This window comes from Saccharopolyspora griseoalba, from assembly GCF_042665275.1.
Taxonomy (GTDB): Bacteria; Actinomycetota; Actinomycetes; order Mycobacteriales; family Pseudonocardiaceae; genus Saccharopolyspora; species Saccharopolyspora griseoalba.
Genome location: NZ_JBHTCJ010000014.1, coordinates 25,955 through 44,834 on the forward strand (window position 1 = coordinate 25,955; position 18,880 = coordinate 44,834).

The 18,880-nt window shown below is 70.9% G+C and carries 15 protein-coding genes; 8 read left to right on the plus strand and 7 right to left on the minus strand.

What is annotated here, in order from left to right; translation table 11 throughout:
- Positions 1 to 73: 73 nt before the first annotated feature.
- Complete coding sequence (locus tag ACFQRI_RS22455) at positions 74 to 823, minus strand: IclR family transcriptional regulator domain-containing protein (RefSeq protein ID WP_380671731.1); 750 nt, start codon at positions 821 to 823, stop codon at positions 74 to 76.
- Between the two features lie 151 nt (positions 824 to 974).
- Here ACFQRI_RS22455 and ACFQRI_RS22460 point away from each other — a divergent pair, with 151 nt between their 5' ends.
- Genes ACFQRI_RS22460 through ACFQRI_RS22470 form a run of 3 tightly spaced genes read left to right on the plus strand, consistent with a single transcriptional unit; the run spans position 975 to position 4,398 of the window.
- The gene (locus ACFQRI_RS22460; RefSeq protein WP_380671733.1) at positions 975 to 2,111 is read left to right on the plus strand and encodes an acyl-CoA dehydrogenase family protein; all 1,137 of its coding nucleotides are present in this window, start codon (positions 975 to 977) and stop codon (positions 2,109 to 2,111) included.
- Entirely contained in the window at positions 2,111 to 3,202 is a 1,092-nt protein-coding gene (locus ACFQRI_RS22465; RefSeq protein ID WP_380671735.1) for an acyl-CoA dehydrogenase family protein, read from the plus strand. Before ACFQRI_RS22460 ends, ACFQRI_RS22465 begins: the two co-directional genes overlap by 1 nt.
- On the plus strand, positions 3,199 to 4,398 hold the full coding sequence (locus ACFQRI_RS22470; RefSeq protein WP_380671737.1) for a CaiB/BaiF CoA transferase family protein: 1,200 nt from the start codon (positions 3,199 to 3,201) through the stop codon (positions 4,396 to 4,398). Before ACFQRI_RS22465 ends, ACFQRI_RS22470 begins: the two co-directional genes overlap by 4 nt.
- Before the next feature lie 51 nt (positions 4,399 to 4,449).
- Here ACFQRI_RS22470 and ACFQRI_RS22475 read toward each other — a convergent pair whose 3' ends face one another.
- A complete protein-coding gene (locus ACFQRI_RS22475; protein ID WP_380671739.1) occupies positions 4,450 to 5,295 on the minus strand; it encodes a PaaX family transcriptional regulator in 846 nt (281 codons plus the stop codon).
- A 165-nt stretch (positions 5,296 to 5,460) separates the two neighbouring features.
- Here ACFQRI_RS22475 and ACFQRI_RS22480 point away from each other — a divergent pair, with 165 nt between their 5' ends.
- The 5 genes from ACFQRI_RS22480 (at position 5,461) to ACFQRI_RS22500 (ending at position 12,396) form a co-directional block, all read left to right on the plus strand.
- Complete coding sequence (locus tag ACFQRI_RS22480) at positions 5,461 to 6,327, plus strand: amidohydrolase family protein (RefSeq protein WP_380671894.1); 867 nt, start codon at positions 5,461 to 5,463, stop codon at positions 6,325 to 6,327.
- 161 nt (positions 6,328 to 6,488) lie between these two features.
- Positions 6,489 to 7,781: a DUF6351 family protein gene (locus ACFQRI_RS22485; RefSeq protein WP_380671896.1), complete on the plus strand. Its 1,293-nt coding sequence runs from the start codon at positions 6,489 to 6,491 to the stop codon at positions 7,779 to 7,781.
- 75 nt (positions 7,782 to 7,856) lie between these two features.
- Positions 7,857 to 9,182, plus strand: a complete 1,326-nt coding sequence (locus ACFQRI_RS22490) for an MFS transporter (protein ID WP_380671740.1) — start codon at positions 7,857 to 7,859, stop codon at positions 9,180 to 9,182.
- The gene (locus tag ACFQRI_RS22495) at positions 9,182 to 10,699 is read left to right on the plus strand and encodes an acyl-CoA synthetase (protein WP_380671742.1); all 1,518 of its coding nucleotides are present in this window, start codon (positions 9,182 to 9,184) and stop codon (positions 10,697 to 10,699) included. The genes ACFQRI_RS22490 and ACFQRI_RS22495 overlap by 1 nt, the downstream gene beginning before the upstream one ends.
- Positions 10,700 to 11,124: 425 nt before the next feature.
- On the plus strand, positions 11,125 to 12,396 hold the full coding sequence (locus ACFQRI_RS22500; protein ID WP_380671744.1) for a PAS domain S-box protein: 1,272 nt from the start codon (positions 11,125 to 11,127) through the stop codon (positions 12,394 to 12,396).
- Between the two features lie 74 nt (positions 12,397 to 12,470).
- Here the strand turns inward: ACFQRI_RS22500 and ACFQRI_RS22505 are convergent, their stop codons facing one another.
- The 5 genes from ACFQRI_RS22505 to ACFQRI_RS22525 form a co-directional block, all read right to left on the minus strand.
- Positions 12,471 to 13,307, minus strand: a complete 837-nt coding sequence (locus ACFQRI_RS22505) for an AraC family transcriptional regulator (protein ID WP_380671746.1) — start codon at positions 13,305 to 13,307, stop codon at positions 12,471 to 12,473.
- 124 nt (positions 13,308 to 13,431) lie between these two features.
- The gene (locus tag ACFQRI_RS22510) at positions 13,432 to 14,736 is read right to left on the minus strand and encodes a TRAP transporter large permease (protein WP_380671747.1); all 1,305 of its coding nucleotides are present in this window, start codon (positions 14,734 to 14,736) and stop codon (positions 13,432 to 13,434) included.
- On the minus strand, positions 14,736 to 15,248 hold the full coding sequence (locus ACFQRI_RS22515) for a TRAP transporter small permease (protein WP_380671749.1): 513 nt from the start codon (positions 15,246 to 15,248) through the stop codon (positions 14,736 to 14,738). The genes ACFQRI_RS22510 and ACFQRI_RS22515 overlap by 1 nt, the downstream gene beginning before the upstream one ends.
- Positions 15,249 to 15,256: 8 nt before the next feature.
- The gene (locus tag ACFQRI_RS22520; RefSeq protein WP_380671751.1) at positions 15,257 to 16,279 is read right to left on the minus strand and encodes a TRAP transporter substrate-binding protein; all 1,023 of its coding nucleotides are present in this window, start codon (positions 16,277 to 16,279) and stop codon (positions 15,257 to 15,259) included.
- 14 nt (positions 16,280 to 16,293) lie between these two features.
- A complete protein-coding gene (locus tag ACFQRI_RS22525; protein WP_380671753.1) occupies positions 16,294 to 18,804 on the minus strand; it encodes a glycoside hydrolase family 31 protein in 2,511 nt (836 codons plus the stop codon).
- Positions 18,805 to 18,880: the final 76 nt, after the last annotated feature.

Here is an 18,880-nt window from a genome sequence, read left to right on the forward strand (position 1 = left end):
AATAAGTAAGAGAAGAAGTTCAGGTAAGCTACGTGTGATTCGGGCTACATGTCAACGGTCGTGCGCGTGGTGATCAGTCGCGGGCGTGCCAGCGCGCCGAGTGCTCGTGCAGGGCGGCGACGATCTCGTCCTGGCGCGGCAGCAGCACTTCGCGCGGGCCCACGACGCCGACCGCGGCGACGACCCGACCGCGCTCCCACACGGGTACCGAGATGCCGTCGATCTCCGCGTCCTCGGCCGCGCCCGGCAGCATCGCGACGCCCGTCTCGCGAATCTCCTCCAGCCTGGCCAGGAACTGGTGGATCCGCTCCTCGTCGTCCGGGGCGAGGGTTTCCAGGTACGCCCACAGGTCGCGTTGTTCCCAGTCCGCCAGAAGCACCCAGCCGGTGGAGGTGCGGATCAGCGACCGGCGGAAGAAGCGCTTGGCCAGGTACTCGGTGCGAGGATCGGTCGAGCGGTGGTCGATGTAGACGACGTCCGGGCCCACGGCCACGCCGAGGACCACCGTGGTGCTGTCGGTCTCGGCGTGCAGCTCGACCAGGTCGTCGTGGACGATCCGGTTGACCGCGCCGCGCCCGGCGAGCAGGTTGAGGAAGTACGGCGCGACGCCGAGCCGGTAGGTGCGCGCCCTCTCGTCGAGGTAGCCGCTGGCCACCAGCCCGTTGACCAGGCCCTGGACCGAGGACACCGGCGCTTCGACCTTGCGCGCGATCTCGGTGAGCGAAAGGCCGTCGGAGCGCGCGACGGCCTCCAGGATCGCCGCGACGCGGTCGATCATCCGGTGTCGCGGCCGGACGTGCGTCGGCCGCTCGGACTCCTCCATGTCACTCCTTCCGCTGCGCGCGCCCGACATCTTCCCGCACCAGCCCGCCGCTCCGGTCGGCAGGAAGGCCCGTTGACCTCGGTGGTGCCACCACCTAACGTACCGGTTACGTATTTACGTACCTTTGTCCCGGGTTTCGTGCAGGAGGGCCATGCCGTCCCTGATGTCACCACCGATCCGCGAGGACGACGACTTGAGCGGGCTGCGCCGCGAAGTCCGCGCCTTCCTCGACGAGCAGCTGGCGGCCGGTGCCTACGACCCGACCGTGGACGGCTGGCTGGGCGGGTGGGATCCGGCGTTCACCGCCGCGCTCGCCCGCCGCGGCTGGCTCGGCATGACCATCCCGGCCGAGTACGGCGGTCATGGCCGGACCTTCCTGGAGCGGTTCGTGGTCACCGAGGAACTCCTCGCCGCCGGCGCTCCGGTCGCAGCGCACTGGATCGCCGACCGCCAGGTCGCGCCGACGCTGCTGCGCTACGGCAGCGAACGGCTCAAGCAGGAGTACCTGCCGCGGATCACCGCGGGCGAGGTCTTCTTCGGCATCGGGATGAGCGAGCCCGATTCCGGCTCCGACCTGGCGAGCGTGCGAACCCGCGCTGAGCGGGCCGACGGTGGCTGGCGGGTGCGAGGCACCAAGTTGTGGACCTCCGGCGGCCACGTCGCAGACGCCTTCATCGCGCTCGTGCGCACCGCGCCGCCGGAGGAATCCGGCGGGCGGATCGACCGGCACGCCGGCCTGAGTCAGCTGCTGATCGAGTTGACCGCGCCCGGCGTGGAAGTTCGTCCGGTCGTATCCGCCAACGGCGCGCACCACTTCAACGAGGTGTTCCTCGACGGGGTCTTCGTCCCCGACGAGCACCTGGTCGGCGCGCTGGGGGAAGGATGGCACCAGGTCACCTCCGAGCTCGCCTTCGAGCGCTCCGGTCCGGAGCGCTTCCTGTCCACCTACCGGCTCGCCGAAGCGGTGGCCCGAGATCGCAGTGATGTGGCCGAAACCGGTCGCATCGCGGGCCGTCTCGCCGGATTGCACCAGATGTCGTTGTCCATCGCCGCGGCGCTGCAGCGCGGCGAGCGCGCGGACGTTCCCGCGGCGCTGGTCAAGGTGCTCGGCACGACTTTGGAGGGCGACATCGCCGACCTGGCCGACCTCGCCACCCCGACCGGAGCTCCCGGCGAGACCGCTGCGCTGACCAGGCTCGCCGTGCAGCAACGGCCGGGTTTCACCCTGCGGGGCGGTACCAACGAGATCCTCCGAGGCGTCATCGCACGCGGATTGGGGATGCGCTGATGAAACCGACCACCGCGAACGAGGATCTGCGCGAGGTTCTGCGCGACGTGCTCGGCGGCGATGTCACGGCTCGCCACGACCAGGCCGCCGCCGGAATCGGCTTCGACACCGAGCTGTGGGAGGAGCTGAGCCGGCTCGGGTTCACCGCGCTCACCACCCCGGAGGAACGCGGCGGATCCGGCGCGGGCTGGCTGGAAGCAGCCGTCCTGCTGGGCGAGAGCGCCGCGGCGGCGAGGCACCTCCCCCTGGCTGAGAGCGACCTGCTTGCCCAGTGGGTGCTGCGGGTGGCCGGACGACTGCCCGACGACCCGAGGACGCCCCGCACGATCGCGGTCGTCGACCCAGCAGGCACCGCGCGTGCCGTGCCCTGGCTCGGTTCGATTCCGGTGGTCGTCGCCGCCCGCCGCGCGGACGGCGCGCTCGCGGTGACCGAGCTCGCGCCCGGAGCGCTCGCCGAACGCGCGACCGTCAAGCCCGTGCCGACCAACTCCGGTCAGCCGCGCGCCGACTTGCAACTCGAGGCCGACCTGCCGAATGCCGCCGTCCTGGAAGCCACCACCGCCGGTGCGTTGCTGGACGAGCTGGTCCTACGCGGGGCGCTGGCACGAGCGGTGCAAGCTGCCGCGGCGCTGGACAAGGCGGTCGACATGTGCGTGGAGCACACCACCGCACGGGTCCAATTCGGACGGCCGCTCGCGAAGTTCCAAGCGGTGCAACACCTGGTGGCCGACGCGGCGGCCGAAGCCGCGCTCGCGCGCGCCTCGGTGGAGGCTGCGGTTCTCGACGCCGCCGAAACCGGCCTCGCCGGGTCTGCTTCGGCGACCAAGGTCGCCGCGGCCCGCTCTTGCGTCGGGCACGCGACTTCGGTGGTCGTGCGCAACGCGCACCAGGCGCACGGTGCGATCGGCACCACTCAGGAGCATCCGCTGCAGCTGTTCACGCTGCCCGCGCTCGACTGGCGCGGCGAGTTCGGCACCACGCGCGACTGGGACCGCTTCCTGGGAGAGACCGCGCGCTCGCGCCCGCGCGCCCTGTGGGACGTGGTGATCGGTGCACCGGCCGCGGACGCGACCCCGGCGGTGCGGCGATGATCGGCGCACCGCTTGCCGGAATCCGGGTGCTCGACCTCTCCACGGTGTTCATGGGCCCCTACGCCGCCCAGATCCTCGCCGAGTGGGGAGCCGACGTCATCAAGGTGGAAGCTCTCAGCGGGGACCAGGTGCGCGGGGTGGGCGATTCGGCGGGCAGCGGTGCTGGCCCGATCTTCATCAACGCGAACCGCGGCAAGCGTTCGCTCGCGGTCGACCTCAAGGCGCCAGCCGCTCGCGATGTGCTCCACGTCCTGGTGCGCGCGTCGGACGTGCTGGTACACAACATCCGCCCACCCGCAGCGGAACGGCTCGGGATCACTTGGGAATCGCTGCGCGAGGTCAACCCGGAGCTGATCGTGTGCGCCTTCCGCGGTTATGGTGCGGGCGGTCCCTACGCCGACCGACCGGCCTACGACGACGTGATCCAAGCGGCCAGCGGTGTCGCCGACGCCCAGGCGGCCGCCGGTGGTGAGCCGGATTACTGGCGCTCGGCGGCGTCGGACAAGGTGATGGGCATCTACGGCGCGGCAGCGGCGTGCGCGGCGCTTCGCGCCCGCGAGGTCGACGGCGCCGGGCGCCCGGTGGAGATCCCGATGTTCGAGGGCATGGCCTCGTTCATGCTGCTCGAGAGGCAGGGCGGGTGGCTCGGAGATCCTCCCACCGGCCCCACGGGGTACCCCAGGACGGACTCGCCGCACCGCAGGCCCTACGCCACCAAGGACGGCCACCTCGCGGTCATGATGTACGCCGACAAGCACTGGACCGCGTTCTTCGAGATGATCGACCGTCCCGATCTCGCCGCGGATCCCCGCTTCCGGGACATCGGCGGCCGGACGCGGCACATCGACGAGCTCTACGGCCTGCTCGCCGAGGCGATGCTCATGCGAACATCGGCGGAGTGGAGCGAGGCCTTCGAACGGGCCGACATTCCGCACGGTCCCGTCAACGCGATCGAGGACCTCTTCACCGACCCGCAGCTGACCGCCACCGATTTCTTCCACACCGTCGAGCAACCCGGTGTGGGGCGGGTCCGCCTGGCCCGCTGTCCCGTTGACCTCGGAACGGCCCCGCGCGCTCCCGAGCCGGCACCGCTGCTCGGCCAGCACACCCGCGAGGTCCTGACCGAAGTGGGAATCGCTGAGGAACACGTCCAGCGCTTGCTCGACGACGGAGTCGTCGCCGTGGATCAACGCTGAGCCGGGAGGAGATGCGCAACCGCCGCGGGCTCGCCCCGGTGTCTGGCGGTTCTAGGCCACGCCGCCAGACACCGGGATCTCGTCGAGCAGGGATTCCGCGATGCGGGCAGCTGCGGGGTCGTAGTGGTTGGCCAGCTGGCGGAAGACGGTTTCGGCGCGGATCGCCGGCCAGTCGGCGTCGAGGTGCTCGGCGGGCAGGTGGGGGTCCTGGCGGACCAGCTGCAGCCAGTCCGTGTGCAGGACCAGTTGGCGGGCGAGGTCGTCCGGGGCCGAGGGCAGCGGATCGTCATCGTCCCAGCGGGCGAGGAAGGCGCGGTAGCGGTCGGCGATGGCCTCGACGTCGAAGGCCCGCCGCGCGAGGTCGGCGGACTCGGTGGGCTTGGCGTGCTGGGCGGTGAAGACCGTGACGTGGTCGCCGAGCCCGAGCTCGTCGACGATCGGCGCGACCTCCTTGATCCCGGGGGCGACCCACAGCCCGTTCTGCAGCATCCCGAACCCGGCCCAGATCAGCTTCGAGCGCAGGTCGTGCCGGTCGCTGCGCCTGCTGTCGGGCAGCGAGAAGCCGACCAGGGTCCAGTTGCCGTCCCACGTCCGGTTCACCGCGCCGGTCTCCCACACGCGCCGCTCGCCGTCGGCCAGCACGCCGGTGGCGTGATCGGTCAGGGCGAAGTAGACGCGACGCCCCCTGCGGTGCCGGGTCAGCAGGCCGCGGCTGGTCATCCGGCTGAGGGTCGAGCGGACCGCCTCCTCGGAGACGTCCACGCGGTCGAAGACCTCGATGATGCTGCCGGAGGAGATGGCCGAGTCGCGCCCCAGCGCGTGAATGCCCAGGAAGCTGAGCATCAGCGACTGCGGTCGGGCTGAGTAGGTCAGCGCGTCGTCGGCGGTGGGGGGCACGCCGGTCAGGGTAGTCCCGTCCTACGTTGGGCAAAATATTGACGCCCGTCATTCAGCTGCCATATGTTGGCTTCGCGTTCGACAGCTCGCATCCCGAGCGCACCGCCGAGCCGGAGACCTACGGCATTCCCGTACCGCAGACCCCGGAGGCCTGACGTGAGCACCATGGATGTCGACGACCTGGTCGCGATCGACGTGCACACCCACGCCGAGATCTCCAGGAGCGGCCACGGGTCGCTCTCGCCCGAGCTGTTCGGCGCATCCGAGGAGTACTTCAGGTCCCACGGGCACCGGCGGCCCAGCATCGACGAGATGGCCGACTACTACCGCGAGCGCCGGATGGCCGCGGTGGTGTTCACCGTCGACGCCGAGCACGCCACGGGGCACCCGCGGATCTCCAACGAGGAGGTGGCCGAGAGCTGCGCCGAGCACGCCGACGTGCTCATCCCGTTCGCCAGCGTCGACCCCTGGAAGGGGAGGTCCGGGGTGCGCGAGGCCCGGAGGCTGGTGGCCGAGCACGGCGTGCGCGGGTTCAAGTTCCACCCCAGCATCCAGGCGTTCTCGCCGAACGACCCGATGGCCTACCCGCTCTACGAGGCCATCGAGGAGGCCGGGGTGCCCGCCCTGTTCCACACCGGGCAGACCGGCATCGGCGCGGGCGTGCCCGGGGGCGGGGGGATCCGGATGAAGCACGCCGACCCGATGCTCGTCGACGACGTCGCCGTGGACTTCCCCGAGCTGCACATCATCCTGGCCCACCCGTCGTTCCCCTGGCAGGACGAGGCCTTGGCGGTGGCCACGCACAAGCCCCACGTGCACATCGACCTGTCGGGGTGGTCGCCGAAGTACTTCCCGCCGCAGCTGGTGCACTACGCCAACTCGCTGCTGCAGGACAAGGTGCTGTTCGGCTCCGACTACCCGGTGATCACCCCGGACCGGTGGATGGCGGACTTCGACCAGCTGGAGATGAAGCCGCACGTGCGGCCCAAGATCCTCAAGGACAACGCGGCGAAGCTGCTCGGCCTCGCCTGAAGCCCGCCGCCGCGCAGCAGGAGTTCGGAAGACCGGCCCGCACCACGATCCGCCCACCGCCACCACGCCCGAGCGATCCGCGGAGGTCCGCATGAGACGACGCCCCTCGATCCTGGCCTGCGCGGTCGTCGCGGCCGTGGCGCTGGCGAGCGCTCCGAGCGCTGCCGCGGTCGCCGCGCCCACCCACGTCGAGGGCGAGCTGGCCAGCGGCGCGAGCTGGGTCATGGACGTGCCGCAGGACTGGAACGGCACCGTGCTGCTGTTCAGCCTTGGGCTACCGGGCCTCCGGCGAGCCCAACCCGGCCGAGAACGCCCCGACCGACGAGGTCGCGGCCGCCGCCCTGCGCGAGGGCTACGCGCTCGTCGGCTCCTCCTACGCCACCACGGGATGGGCCGTCGAGCAGGCGGTTCCCGACCAGCTGGCCACCTTGGACGAGTTCGCCGAGCGCTTCGGGCCCGCCCGGCGCACCATCGCCTGGGGCAGGTCCTACGGCGGGCTGGTCACCACCACCATCGCCGAGCGCCGGCCCGAGCGCATCGACGGTTCGCTGTCGATGTGCGGGCTGGTGCAGGGCGGGGTGGCCAACTGGAACAGCACGCTCGACGCGGCCCACGCGCTCAAGACCCTGCTGAGCCCGGACGCCGACCTGCCGCTGACCGGCTTCCCGGGCCCGGAGGCGGCCGCCCGCGCGGCCGAAACGCTGACCGGTGCGGTCGAGGCCGCGCAGGCCGACCCCCGGGGTCGGGCGCGGCTCGCGCTCGCCGCCGCGCTGCACAACATCCCCGGGCACAACGACCCCGGCCAGCCCGAACCCGGCGACCGCGATTGGGCCGCCCAGCAGCGCAACCAGTACGAGGCCCTGCGCCGGTTCCCGACGACGGCCGTGGAGTGGCGTCAGGAGGCCGAATCCCGCGCGGGCGGCAACATGTCCTGGAACACCGGCGTCGACTACCGCGCGATGCTCGCGAAGTCGCCGCACGCGACCGAGGTTCGCGCGCTCTACGGAGCCGCCGGGCTCTCGCTCGAGGACGACCTGGCGGCGCTGGAGGACGCCCCGCGCATCAGCGCCGATCCCGAAGCCGTCGACTACATGACCCGCAACGTGGCCTTCACCGGGCAGCTGACCAAGCCGCAGCTGGACATCCACACCACCGGCGACGGCCTGGTCCCGGTGCAGGTCACCAGCGCCCACCGCGACGCGGTGAACCGGGCCGGCGTCGCCCGGCTGCTGCGGCAGGCGCACGTCGACCGCCCCGGCCACTGCACCTTCACCACCGGCGAGCAGATGGCGGCCCTGCGCGCGCTGGAATCCCGCATCGGCAGCGGGCGCTGGGGCAGCACCGCGGCCGCAGCGATGAACGCGCGCGCCCGGGCGGCCGAACCCGGCGCCGAGCACTCCTACGTCGACCGCGAACCCGCCCCCTATCCGCGTCCCTACGACCTCGCCGGCTGACCGAGCGAATCGCACTGTCCGCTGTGGACAAACCATCCGTGGTGCCGGTGGCGCCCCGACGACGAGGGTTACGGCATGCCAGATCCGAGGAGCAGCCCGGTGCAGCTGAGACGCGCGGTCGCGTCCAGCTTCCTGGGCAGCGTGATCGAGTACTACGACTTCCTGCTCTACGCCACGGCCTCCGCGGTCGTGTTCGACCGGGTGTTCTTCACCAACCTCGACCCGCTGGTGGCCACCGTGGCCAGCTTCGGCACCTTCGCCACCGGCTACCTGGCGCGACCGCTGGGCGGGCTGGTCTTCGGCCACTTCGGCGACCGGGTCGGCCGCAAGCGCATGCTGGTGCTGACCATGGTGCTCATGGGGGTGGCCAGCTCGCTGATCGGCCTGCTGCCCACCTACCAGCAGATCGGCGCGTGGGCCCCGGTCGGCCTGGTGGCGCTGCGGATCGTGCAGGGCATCGCGGTCGGCGGGGAGTGGGGCGGCGCGGTGCTGATGTCCGCCGAGCACGCCACGACCCGGCGCGGCCTGTGGGCCAGCTTCACCAACGCCGGCGCGCCCTGCGGGATGCTGCTGTCCACCGCCGTGCTCACCGGGTCGGCCGCGGTGTTCGGCGAGGACGCGTTCCTGGACTGGGGTTGGCGCGTCCCGTTCCTGCTCAGCGTCGCGCTGCTGGTGCTCGGGCTGTTCGTGCGGCTCAAGGTCGCCGAGCCCCGGCTCTTCGAGGAGGTGCGCGAGAGCGGTGCGCCGCGCCGCACGCCGGTGATCGAGGTGCTGCGCGACCGCCCCCGGCAGCTCGCCCTGGGCGTCGGCGTCGGGCTGTCGGCCTTCGTCGCCCAGTCCACCCTGACGACCTTCGTGCTGGCCTACGGCGTGCAGGCCGGGTTCGGCAGGCAGACCGTGCTCAACGCCATCACGCTGTCCTCGGCGTGCGCGGTGGTCGGCATCATCGCGTGGTCGGCGCTGTCCGACCGGGTCGGCAGGCGACCGGTCGTGCTGGCGGGCGCGGTGGCGATGGCCGCCTACAGCTTCGCGCTGTTCCCCATGGTCGACAGCGGGTCCGGTGCGCTGCTGGTGCTCGCGCTGGTGCTCGGCCAGGGCGTGCTGCACCCGATGATGTACGGGCCGCTGGCGGCGCTGTACACCGAGCTGTTCAGCACCCGGAGCCGCTACACCGGCGCCTCGCTCGGGTACCAGCTCGCCGGGCTCGGCGGCGGCCTGGCCCCGGTGCTGTTCGCCCAGCTGCGGAGCGCGGGCGCCGGAACCGCCGCGATCTCCGGCACGATCACCGCGTTCTGCGCGCTGACCGCCGTGTGCGTCGTGGCGTTGCAGGAGACCAGCCGATCCGACCTGGCCGCCGCATCCCGAACCGGCACGGCAGCGGAGAAGGAGGGCAAGCTCTGATGCGCAACCTCGGCCTGGGCGGCTGGCCCGCCCGACGTGCGCAGATGACCCCGGACCGCACCGCCTTCACCTTCGACGGCGCGTCCACGACCTACGCCCAGTTCGCCGCTCGCGCGACCAAGCTCGCCCACCAGCTGCGCCGGGCGGGGGTGCGACCGGGCGCGCGGGTCTCCTACCTCGGTCCGAACCACCCGGCGTTCGTGGAGACCATGTTCGCCACCCACCTGCTGGGCGGGATCTTCGTCCCGGCGAACTTCCGCCTGGCCGCGCCGGAAGTCGAGCACGTGCTGACCGATTCGGGGGCCGAGGTGCTGATCTACGCTCCCGAGTGCGCCCGGGTGGTGCGGGAGCTGGGCGAGCGGCCGCGCCAGGTCGTGGCGCTGGCCGAGCCGGCGCCGGGGGAGCTGGAGTACGAGCCGTGGCTGGCCCGCGGCGCGGACAGCCCGATCGACGTCGCGGTCGGGTTGGACGACACCGCGCTCGTCCTCTACACCTCGGGCACCACGGGGCGCCCGAAGGGCGCGATGCTCACCCACGGCAACCTGGTGTGGAACACCTACAACCTGCTGGTCGGCTGCGACGTGGCCAGCGACGAGGTCACCCTGATCACCGCGCCGCTGTTCCACGTCGCGGCGCTGAACCAGACGCTGCTGCCCACCTTCATCAAGGGCGCCCGCTCGGTCATCCTGCCGGGATTCGACGTCGACGCCTGCTACGACCACATCGAGCAGTGCGGGATCACCTGGATGTTCGGCGTGACCACGATGTTCGCCGAGCTGGCGGCCTCACCGCGCTGGGCCGGCGCCGACCTGTCCTCGTTGCGGATCGTGATGAGCGGGGGAGCGTCCGTGCCCGAGTCGCTGATCCGCACCTACCAGGCGCGCGGTCTGGAGTTCTGCCAGGGCTACGGGATGACCGAGACCGCACCCGGAGCGACCTTCCTCGAAGCCGGCGAGAGCCGCCGCAAGGTGGGCTCGGCGGGGGTGCCGGTGTTCTTCGCCGGGGTGCGCGTGGTCCGCCCCGACGGGACCGACGCCGAGGCCGGCGAACCGGGCGAGGTGCTCGTCGAGGGGCCCAACGTCAGCCCCGGCTACTGGCGCAACCCCGAGGCCACCGCGGCCTCGCGCACCGAGGACGGCTGGTTCCGCACCGGCGACATCGCCAAGCTCGACGAGGAGGGCCACCTCCACGTCGTCGACCGGGCCAAGGACATGTTCATCTCCGGCGGCGAGAACGTGTACCCGGCGGAGGTGGAGAACGCGATCTTCGAGCACCCGGCGGTCGCCGAGGTCGCGGTCGTGGGCGTCCCGGACGCGCGGTGGGGCGAGGTCGGCCGGGCGTTCGTGGTCTGCGGCCCCGGCGCGGCCCCGACCCGCGAGGAGCTCCGCGACTTCCTGCGCCCGCGCCTCGCCAAGTACAAGATCCCGCAGCACGTCGACGTCGTCGACCGCCTGCCGCGGACCGGCTCGGGCAAGATCCAGAAGGACAAGCTGCGCGAGACGCCGCTGCCGGACTGACCCCACCAGCGCCGGGTGCGGGACCGGTCGCCGCGAAGTGCTCGCCGATCGATGACATGGCGTCCGAAGTGGATAGAGATGGCGGCCTGCGCCGATCGCTGCGCCCTCCCAGCGCTGCAACAACCCTCGAACGAGATCATCGGTGCACGTGCGTCACCAAGACCAATCCACGCACCGGACCGACGACCGGCACCCCGTGCTGCTGCGTCACGAAGACGGTCGGAGCCCGCGACGGTCTCGGTGGCCGCGGTGCAGCAGCGCGAGCTGCAGACCTGCAGGTCCCGGGGCGAGCGCACGAGCGGGCCGAACGACTTCGCGTCGCGGTTGGCCCGTCCGACCGGAAGATCTCGCGGGCTTCGAGCGAGCACCGCGGGGTCCTCGCTGGCTTCGCCGCCCTCAGCCGGAGGGCCGACTCACTCACAAGGATGAACGCGGTCGACATTCGGGCGAGGCCGCCTACCGTCGGCGCTATGCCCTCGTCGGGTGGCAAGGACCGGATTCCGTGGCAGGTCGTGTGCGACCAGGCGGCGTCCGCGATGACGGTGCTCGATCTCGAGGGGCGCTTCCTCTACGTCAACCGGGCCCTGTGCCGACTCCTCGGCTACGAGCGAGACGAGATCGTCCAGCACCACCGCCATGACTTCGTCCACCCCGACGACAGGCCCGGTCTCGACATGATCGGCGACGTGCTCGCGGAGCCCTCGGGCGAGGTCTCCCGCGAGTTCCGATGCGTGCGCTCCGACGGACGAGTCATCTGGCTGCTGCTGTCCGCCTCGGTCATCCGGGACGACGAAGACCGCCCGCTCTACATCGTCACCCACGCGCAGGACGTCACAGCCCGGCACGAGTTCACGATCCGCTGGCAGCGGACCTTCGCCCACGCCCCCATCGGGATGGCGCTGCTGGACACGCGCGGGGTTTGGACAGAGGTCAACGCTGCCTTGTGCGAGTTGCTCGGTTACAGCCACGACGAACTGGTGGACCTGCGTCCCGCCGATCTCACGTACCCCGACGAAGAGGCGAGTCCGGTGCTCAGCGACGTCTTCGCGGGGCGCATAGACCGCGCGAGCTTGGAGACCCGCTACCGGCACAAGGCCGGGCATCCGGTCTGGCTGCTCGTCCGGGTCAGCGCGGTCCCAGGGCCGGAGGGCGAGCCGTTGTACGTGGTCGGCCAGTACGAGGAGATCGGTGATCGGCGCATGTCGGACGAGCACCTCGCTCACCTGGCACTGCACGATCCGTTGACCGGACTGGCCAACCGCGCCCTGCTGGCCGACCGGCTGGATCACGCCATCGCGGAGCTAGCGCGCGACGGGGGAGCGCTGGCCGTGATGCTGGTGGATCTGGACAAGCTGAAGGAGACGAACGACCGCCACGGGCACGCCGTCGGCGATCAGCTCCTGATCTCGGTGGCGGACGCGCTGCTGCACGTCGCGCGGACCAGCGACACCGTGGCACGCTTCGGGGGAGACGAGTTCGTCGTGGTCAGCCGCGTGACCGATCTCGCGGCGTCGGAAGCGCTTCGCGACCGCGTGGAGGGATGCCTCCGGGCCGACGTCGTCTTGTCGGGCCGCCGGGTTTCCCTGCAGGCGAGCGTCGGACTCGCCGCCACCACCTCCTCGACGATCTCCGGCGTGGAGTTGCTGGACGCCGCAGATCGGGACATGTACATCCGCAAAGCCCGGTCCCGACGCTAGGCGTCGGCCCGCCCTGGGCCTCCGGAACGTCCGAGATGGCGCTGTCGGTAGAGCCTTTCGCGCGCAGAGGCACCTCACCGCGAGGGGCCGACGTCGTCGACCCTCTCCCGCGCCCGGCACTGCGACGGGGACATGCCCGTCCGGGCGCGGAAGACGCGGTTGAAGTGCGAGGCGTTGGCGAAGCCGACCTCGGCGCTGATCTGACCGATCCGGCGGTCGGTCTCCTGCAGCAGCCGCTCGGCGCGTCCGACGCGCAGCCCGTTGAGATAGCCGATGATCGTCGAGCCGGTGTGCTTCTTGAACTCGCGCGACAGGTAGAACGGGCTGCTGAAGAACGTCTCGGCGAGCGTGGTCAGGTCGATCGGCTCCGCGTAGTGCTCGTGGAGGTGGTGGATGACGTCCGCGATGCGTCCCGCGCGGCGGGCCAACCGGGCGTCGCGGCGCTCCGCGCGCATGATCTTGAGCAGCAGTTGGGTGATGAGCAGCTTCATCTCGTCCTGGGCGCCGTCGCCGAGCACGTCCTGGGCGGTCAGCAGCTCCTCGACGACGTTCTCGACCGCGCGCAGGTTCGCCCCGCCGGGTCGCACGACCGAGACCTCCGAGGAGACCGCCTCCAGCACGTGCGGGTACAGCACGGCGTCGGGGCGGAAGTAGAGCACGACCCGGCGGAAGGGCACGCCGTCGTCGCTGTAGGAGAAGTGCTCGACCCCGGGTGGGAAGATGATCAGCTCGGACGGCTCGGTCCGGTACAGGTCGTCGTCCGTGCCGTGATAGCGGCTGCCCGCCTCGAGGAAGTAGATCTCGAAGTAGTCGTGCAGGTGCGGCCGCACCATGTTCTCGTCGACCCCGTGGATGCGCGCCGCGGCGACCTCGCGGCCGCGCGCCATGAGATCGCCTGCGAAGTCCAGCATCTCCACCTCCGTCGTCCGCCCCGGCCGGGCGCCGCCGATGACCGAGCTCGGAGGGCGGCCCGCGGCGAGGCCGCGCCCCTCGCCGCCGCGCGTCGTCCGCGCAGCGGCGAGGGGAGGCGGCCGGCTACTCCAGCAGCCCCATCATGCCCGGCAGCCCGAGGGAGAGCGCGGGGATGAAGGTCACGGCGAGCAGCAGCAGGATCAGCCCGACGAAGTAGGGCATCAACCTGGGCACGACCCGCTCGACCGGCACTTCGCTCACGCCGGTGGCGACGAACAGCACCGAACCGACCGGCGGCGTCATCGTGCCCAGGCACATCGCGAGGATGAGCACCATGCCGAAGTGGACCGGGTCCATCCCGATCTCGGTGGCGATCGGCAGGAAGATCGGCGTGAAGATGAGGATCGCCGGAGTGATGTCCATGAACGTGCCCACGACCAGCAGCACGAGCACCATCAGCAGCAGGATGACGGCCTTAGCGTCCGCCACCGAGAGCAGCGCTTCGGTGATCGCGGCCGGGACTCCGGTGTAGGCCATCACCCACGACATGCCCGAGGACGCCGCGATGAGGAACATGACGATGCCCGTCGCGATGACCGTGCGGGTGACCACCTCCTTGAAGACCGTCCAGGACATGCTCCGGTACACCAGCGACAGCACCAGCGTGTACAGCACCGCCACCCCGGCGCCCTCGGTCGCGGTGAAGACGCCGAAGACGATGCCCCCGACCACGATGACGATCAGCAGCAGGCCGGGGATCGCCCTGAGGAACGCCCGGACGCCCTCGGCGGGGGTCGCACCACCCAGCTTCGGGTACCGGTGCTTCCGGGTGAACGCGTACGCGATCGCCATGACGACGACGCCCATCAGGATGCCCGGCACGTAGCCGGCCATGAACAGCGCCGAGACGGACACGTCGCCCGCGGCGGCGGAGTAGACGATCGCAGCGGTCGTCGGCGGGATGAGCAGGCCGGTCGAGGCCGACGCGATGTTGACCGACGCGCCGAACGCGGGGTCGTACCCCTCCTCCTTCTGCCGATCGTGCAGCGTGCTGCCGATCGCGGCGGCCGACGCGACCGCCGAGCCGGACAGCGAGCCGAACAGCATGTTGCCCAGCACGTTGGTGTGCGCGAGCGCGCCGGGCACCCGTCCCGCCAGCACGAGCGCGAGGTCGACGAGGCGGCGGGCGATGCCGCCGTTGTTCATGATGTTGCCCGCGAAGATGAACAGCGGGACTGCGAGCAGCGAGAAGCTCTCGACGCCGACGTTCATCTGCTGACCGATGACGTAGGTGGCGTCGTCCCAGGGCAGGAACACCAGCGCGGTGGCGAACGAGGCGACGCCGAGCGAGACCGAGATCGGGACGCCGGTGAAGAGCAGGACGAAGAAGGCCCCGAAGAGGACGGCGGTCGCGGTGAGAGCATCCATCAGTCGGTCCCCTCCGCCTCGAACGAGACCTCCGCGGTGAGGTCTTCCCAGATGTTCAGCACCTGCGCGAACGTGATCGCGAGCCCGGCGATGGGCCCGATCGCGTAGTACAGGCCGTGCGAGATCCCCAGCAGCGCCGAGAAGTTGTCGCGCGCGCTGAACGCGAGCGCCGCGCCGCCGATCACCAGCACGACGACGGCGAAGGCCAGCACGAGGACGTCGGCGCCGATGATCAGGCCGCGCCGCACCGCGGGCGGGAACTTCTCCCGCAGGACGACGAGCGCCATGTGCTTGCGGTGCAGGAACGCGTACGCGGCGCTGAGCAGCGCGGTCCAGATGAGCGCGTACCGAACCAGCTCTTCGGTGAACGCCGCCGGCGTGCCCAGCACGTAGCGGGTGAAGACCTGGTAGAGCACCAGGAGGGTCATGATGACGAGGAGGGTTCCGGCGACTCCCGCGAGGAGGCCGCCGAGCGCGCCTCTCACCCGGGTCAGGCGGTCGTGCGTTGGCATGCTGATCCTCAGTTCCTGGCCGACTCGATGATGGAGAGGACGTTCGCGACCTCGGGGTACTGCTCGGCGTAGCGCTCCACGACCGGCCGGGTGGCCTCCCGGAAGGCGTTGGTGTCGACGTCGGTGACGAACTCGACGCCCATCGCCTTCGCCTCGGCGATCGACTGCTCGACGGTCTTCTCCCACGCGACCTTCTGCCGCTCGGTCGAGGCCCGGGCCGCGGAGGAGAGGAGTTCCTGATCGGACGGGCGGAGCTTCTCCCAGGTCTCGGTGCCGATCACGAGCATGTCGGGGATCCGCGTGTGCTCGGTCGTGGAGAACACGTGCGCGACCTCGCCGTGGGCGCTCTCGGTGAGCACCGTCTCGTTGCTCTCGGCACCGTCGATCAGGCCGGTCTGCAGCGAGGTGTAGGTGTCGCCGAACGACATGACGATCGGCGCGGGACCCAGCTCGTCGACGAAGTCGGTCTGCGAGCGCATGTCCTGCACGCGGATCTTCAGGCCGCGCAGGTCCCCGGGCGTGCGGACGGGCGTGTTGCGCGTGTAGAAGGACCGCGCGCCGGAGCTGTAGTACGTCAGGCCCAGGAAGCCCTCGTCGGCGGTCGAGCGGAAGTGCTCGGCCATCTCCGGCGAGTCCATGACCCGGTAGTACTCCTCCTCGGAGTCGAAGACGTAGGGCAGGCCGAACGCGTGGTAGCCGGGGTCGTAGGTGGCCAGGCCCGGTGCGCTGACCCGGGCCATGTCCACGATTCCCTGGTTGAGCTGGCCGAGCACGTCCGTTTCCGAGCCGAGCTGGCCGCTGCCGTAGGTCTTGACCACGATGCGCCCGCCGCTGCGCTCCTCGACGTCCGCGGCGAACGAGGCGAGGGCCTGGGAGGTGACGTGGTCTTCGCTCAGGTTGCTCGCCAGGGTCAGGACGAGGGGGTTCTCCGGTGTGGCCTCGGTGCTCGTCCGCGCACCGGACGCCGGTGCGCACGCGGCGAGCGCGGCGGTGAGGATCAGGACAGCGACGCTGCTGACCAGTCGTTTCATTGTGCTTGCCTTTCCTACACGTCGAGCATTTCGACGGGCTCGAACGAGATCGCGACGGCGAGGTCACCGCCGGGGTCCGGGGTCTTGATCAGCACGGAGCCGAGCTCGGGGGCGTAGTGCCAGCCGACCTCGGCGGCCTCGAAGCGGCCGCGGTGCAGGATCTGCGGGATCCGCTCGCCGTCGAGGGTCACCCAGCGCGGGCACTGCCCGGGCCGGATCACGTCGAGCAGGAGGTTCTCGACGGTGCTGCGGTGGTGGCCGCGGCGCGTGATGTCCAGCGTCACCCGCTCACCGGCGGTCATCTCGATCTCGGTCTCGCGGAACGCGCCGTCCTCGTGGTCGCGGGTGAGCCCGTCGTCCTCGTAGAGCGCGAAGCGGCCGTCGCGGTCGGGCGCGCAGATCAGCCTCAGGTCGGTGACCTCGTCGCGGGCGAGGTTGTCCAGCTGGTTGTCCGCGAGCGCGACGATGCCGCCGCCGCGGACGAAGAGCGGGATCGATCCGAGGTCCACCGGCAGCTCGACGGTCTGCTCGCCCGCGTACCGCTGCCGGGTCCAGAAGTCGTAGAAGACCTCCCCGGCGGGGAAGCGGACCGCGCGCGCGTTCGCTCCCGGGGTGAGGACGTTCGCGACGAGCAGCGAGTCCCCGAGCATGAACTCCTCGGAGTTCTCGTCGCACGCGGGGTCGTCCTGGAAGGCGCTGACCAGTGGCTCCATGATCGGCAGGCCGGTTCGGGCCGCGCGCGCCATCAGCGAGTACAGGTACGGGAAGAGCCGGTAGCGCAACTTGATGGCGTCCCGGACGTGGGCGGTGCAACCGGGGTACATCCACGGCTCGGTGACCGTGTTGTCCGAATTGACCGAGTGGATCGAGAAGCGGGGCTGGAAGATCCCGTGCTGCACCCACCGGACGAGGAGCTCGGGCTCGGGGGCGGGGCCGTGGAAGCCGCCGATGTCGCACCCGTGGTTCGGGAAGCCCGACAGGGCCATGCCGAGGATCGTGGCGATGTTGTGCCGCAGGGACTCCCACGAAGTCGAGTTGTCGCCCGCCCAGCTCTGCGCGTAGCGCTGGATGCCCGCGTGGCCGGAGCGGCACACGATGTAGGGGCGCGCGGAGGGGTCCTTCGCGGTGATGCTGTCGCGGGTCACCCGGCACATCAGGTTGGCCATCACGGTGCGCAGGCGAGCGATCGTGGCGCCGCGGCCGTCGAAGTCGCACCCGGAGTCCTCGTCGATGATGCTGTCGTACTCGCAGTTGTCGTTCCAGACCGAGGTGGTTCCCTTGTCCAGGACCGCTTCGGTGAGCCAGCGCTGCCACGCCTCCCGGGCGGCGGGCTTGGTGAAGTCGACGAACCGGCCGCGACCGCCCCACCAGGCGCCGACGGCGGCGCCGTCCCCGGCGGTGGCGGCCGCGTCGGCGCTGCGGGTGACGAAGATCCCATCCTCGGCGAACTCCGCGAGCCGCGGATGCACTTCGAGGACGCCGGGTTTGACGTTGGGGGAGACCGCGATGCCGCGCTTCGCCATCGCGGCGAAGAAGCCCTCCGGGTCGGGGAAGCGGCGCTCGTTCCAGGTGAGCACGCAGCGCTTCGGGCCGGCCTCGGTCTGCTGCGTGGTGTAGCCGGAGGAGAGCTGGAAGCCGTCGACGGGAACGTCCTCGGCGCGAGCGATGTCGATGAACTCGGTGATCGCGCGATCGCTGTCGGCGTCGAGCTCGGAGTAGTACATCGACGAGGCCAGGTAGCCCAGCGCGTGCTTGGGCAGCAGCGGTGGCCTGCCGGTCAGCGAGGTGTAGCGCTGGACGACGTCGCGGATGCCCGGCCCGGCGATCAGGAAGAGGTCGACGTCGCCGCCGTCGGCGCGGTAGCGGCTGTGCGGGGCCCAGTAGTTGCTCCGCTCGCGGCCGAGGTCGAAATCGCACTCGTAGGTGTTGTGGTAGAAGTACCCGACCGCCTCGCGGGTCGCCCGGTTCATCTTGAGGTAGAACGGGATGTGCTTGTACAGCGGGTCGGTCTCGCGCGGGTCGTAGCCGAGGGCGTCCTTCGGGCTCATCGTGATGAGCTTCTGCGCCTTGTCGAGCGACCCGGTGGTCTCGCCGAAGCCGTAGAAGGCGTCGTCGCGCGAGATCTCGCTGGAGTGGATCCGGCGGTGGTTCGAGTCCTCCAGGTACCCGAGGCCCACGATGTCCGCGTGGATCAGGACGCCGTCGCGGTAGACGCAGATCCGGAAGGGGTCCTTCTCGATCTCCACGCGGAGCCGCCCGCCGGTCAGGACCGCGCGGTCTTGCCGATCGTCGACGTCGACCGGGTGCGGCTCGACGCGGGTGCGCTCGGGGCCCATGAACTCGTCGAGCCGGTCCGGCCACGCCGTGGTGGTCAGCGTGTAGGACTCCTCGGCGAAGTCGCCGTCGAAGCCGGCGCGGATGCGCAGGATGCTGTCGGTCAGCAGGAGGAGGCGGATCTCGACCCCGTCGGTGTGGACGCGGACCCAGCCGTCGACCAGCTCCACCTTCTCGACTCGTGATGTCACGCGCACGTGGGCTCGCTCTCGATCGGAAAAACGCTGCTCGGCCGGGCGCCGCGGCGGCGTCGTCCCCGCGAATGGC

Excerpts from the sequence above, each read along its gene's own strand:
- ACFQRI_RS22455 (WP_380671731.1), bottom strand. The coding sequence starts at position 823 with ATGGAGGAGTCCGAGCGGCCGACGCACGTCCGGCCGCGACACCGGATG.
- ACFQRI_RS22460 (WP_380671733.1), top strand. The coding sequence starts at position 975 with ATGCCGTCCCTGATGTCACCACCGATCCGCGAGGACGACGACTTGAGC.
- ACFQRI_RS22465 (WP_380671735.1), top strand. The coding sequence starts at position 2,111 with ATGAAACCGACCACCGCGAACGAGGATCTGCGCGAGGTTCTGCGCGAC.
- ACFQRI_RS22470 (WP_380671737.1), top strand. The coding sequence starts at position 3,199 with ATGATCGGCGCACCGCTTGCCGGAATCCGGGTGCTCGACCTCTCCACG.
- ACFQRI_RS22480 (WP_380671894.1), top strand. The coding sequence starts at position 5,461 with ATGGATGTCGACGACCTGGTCGCGATCGACGTGCACACCCACGCCGAG.
- ACFQRI_RS22490 (WP_380671740.1), top strand. The coding sequence starts at position 7,857 with ATGCCAGATCCGAGGAGCAGCCCGGTGCAGCTGAGACGCGCGGTCGCG.
- ACFQRI_RS22495 (WP_380671742.1), top strand. The coding sequence starts at position 9,182 with ATGCGCAACCTCGGCCTGGGCGGCTGGCCCGCCCGACGTGCGCAGATG.
- ACFQRI_RS22500 (WP_380671744.1), top strand. The coding sequence starts at position 11,125 with ATGAACGCGGTCGACATTCGGGCGAGGCCGCCTACCGTCGGCGCTATG.
- ACFQRI_RS22505 (WP_380671746.1), bottom strand. The coding sequence starts at position 13,307 with ATGCTGGACTTCGCAGGCGATCTCATGGCGCGCGGCCGCGAGGTCGCC.
- ACFQRI_RS22510 (WP_380671747.1), bottom strand. The coding sequence starts at position 14,736 with ATGGATGCTCTCACCGCGACCGCCGTCCTCTTCGGGGCCTTCTTCGTC.
- ACFQRI_RS22515 (WP_380671749.1), bottom strand. The coding sequence starts at position 15,248 with ATGCCAACGCACGACCGCCTGACCCGGGTGAGAGGCGCGCTCGGCGGC.
- ACFQRI_RS22520 (WP_380671751.1), bottom strand. The coding sequence starts at position 16,279 with ATGAAACGACTGGTCAGCAGCGTCGCTGTCCTGATCCTCACCGCCGCG.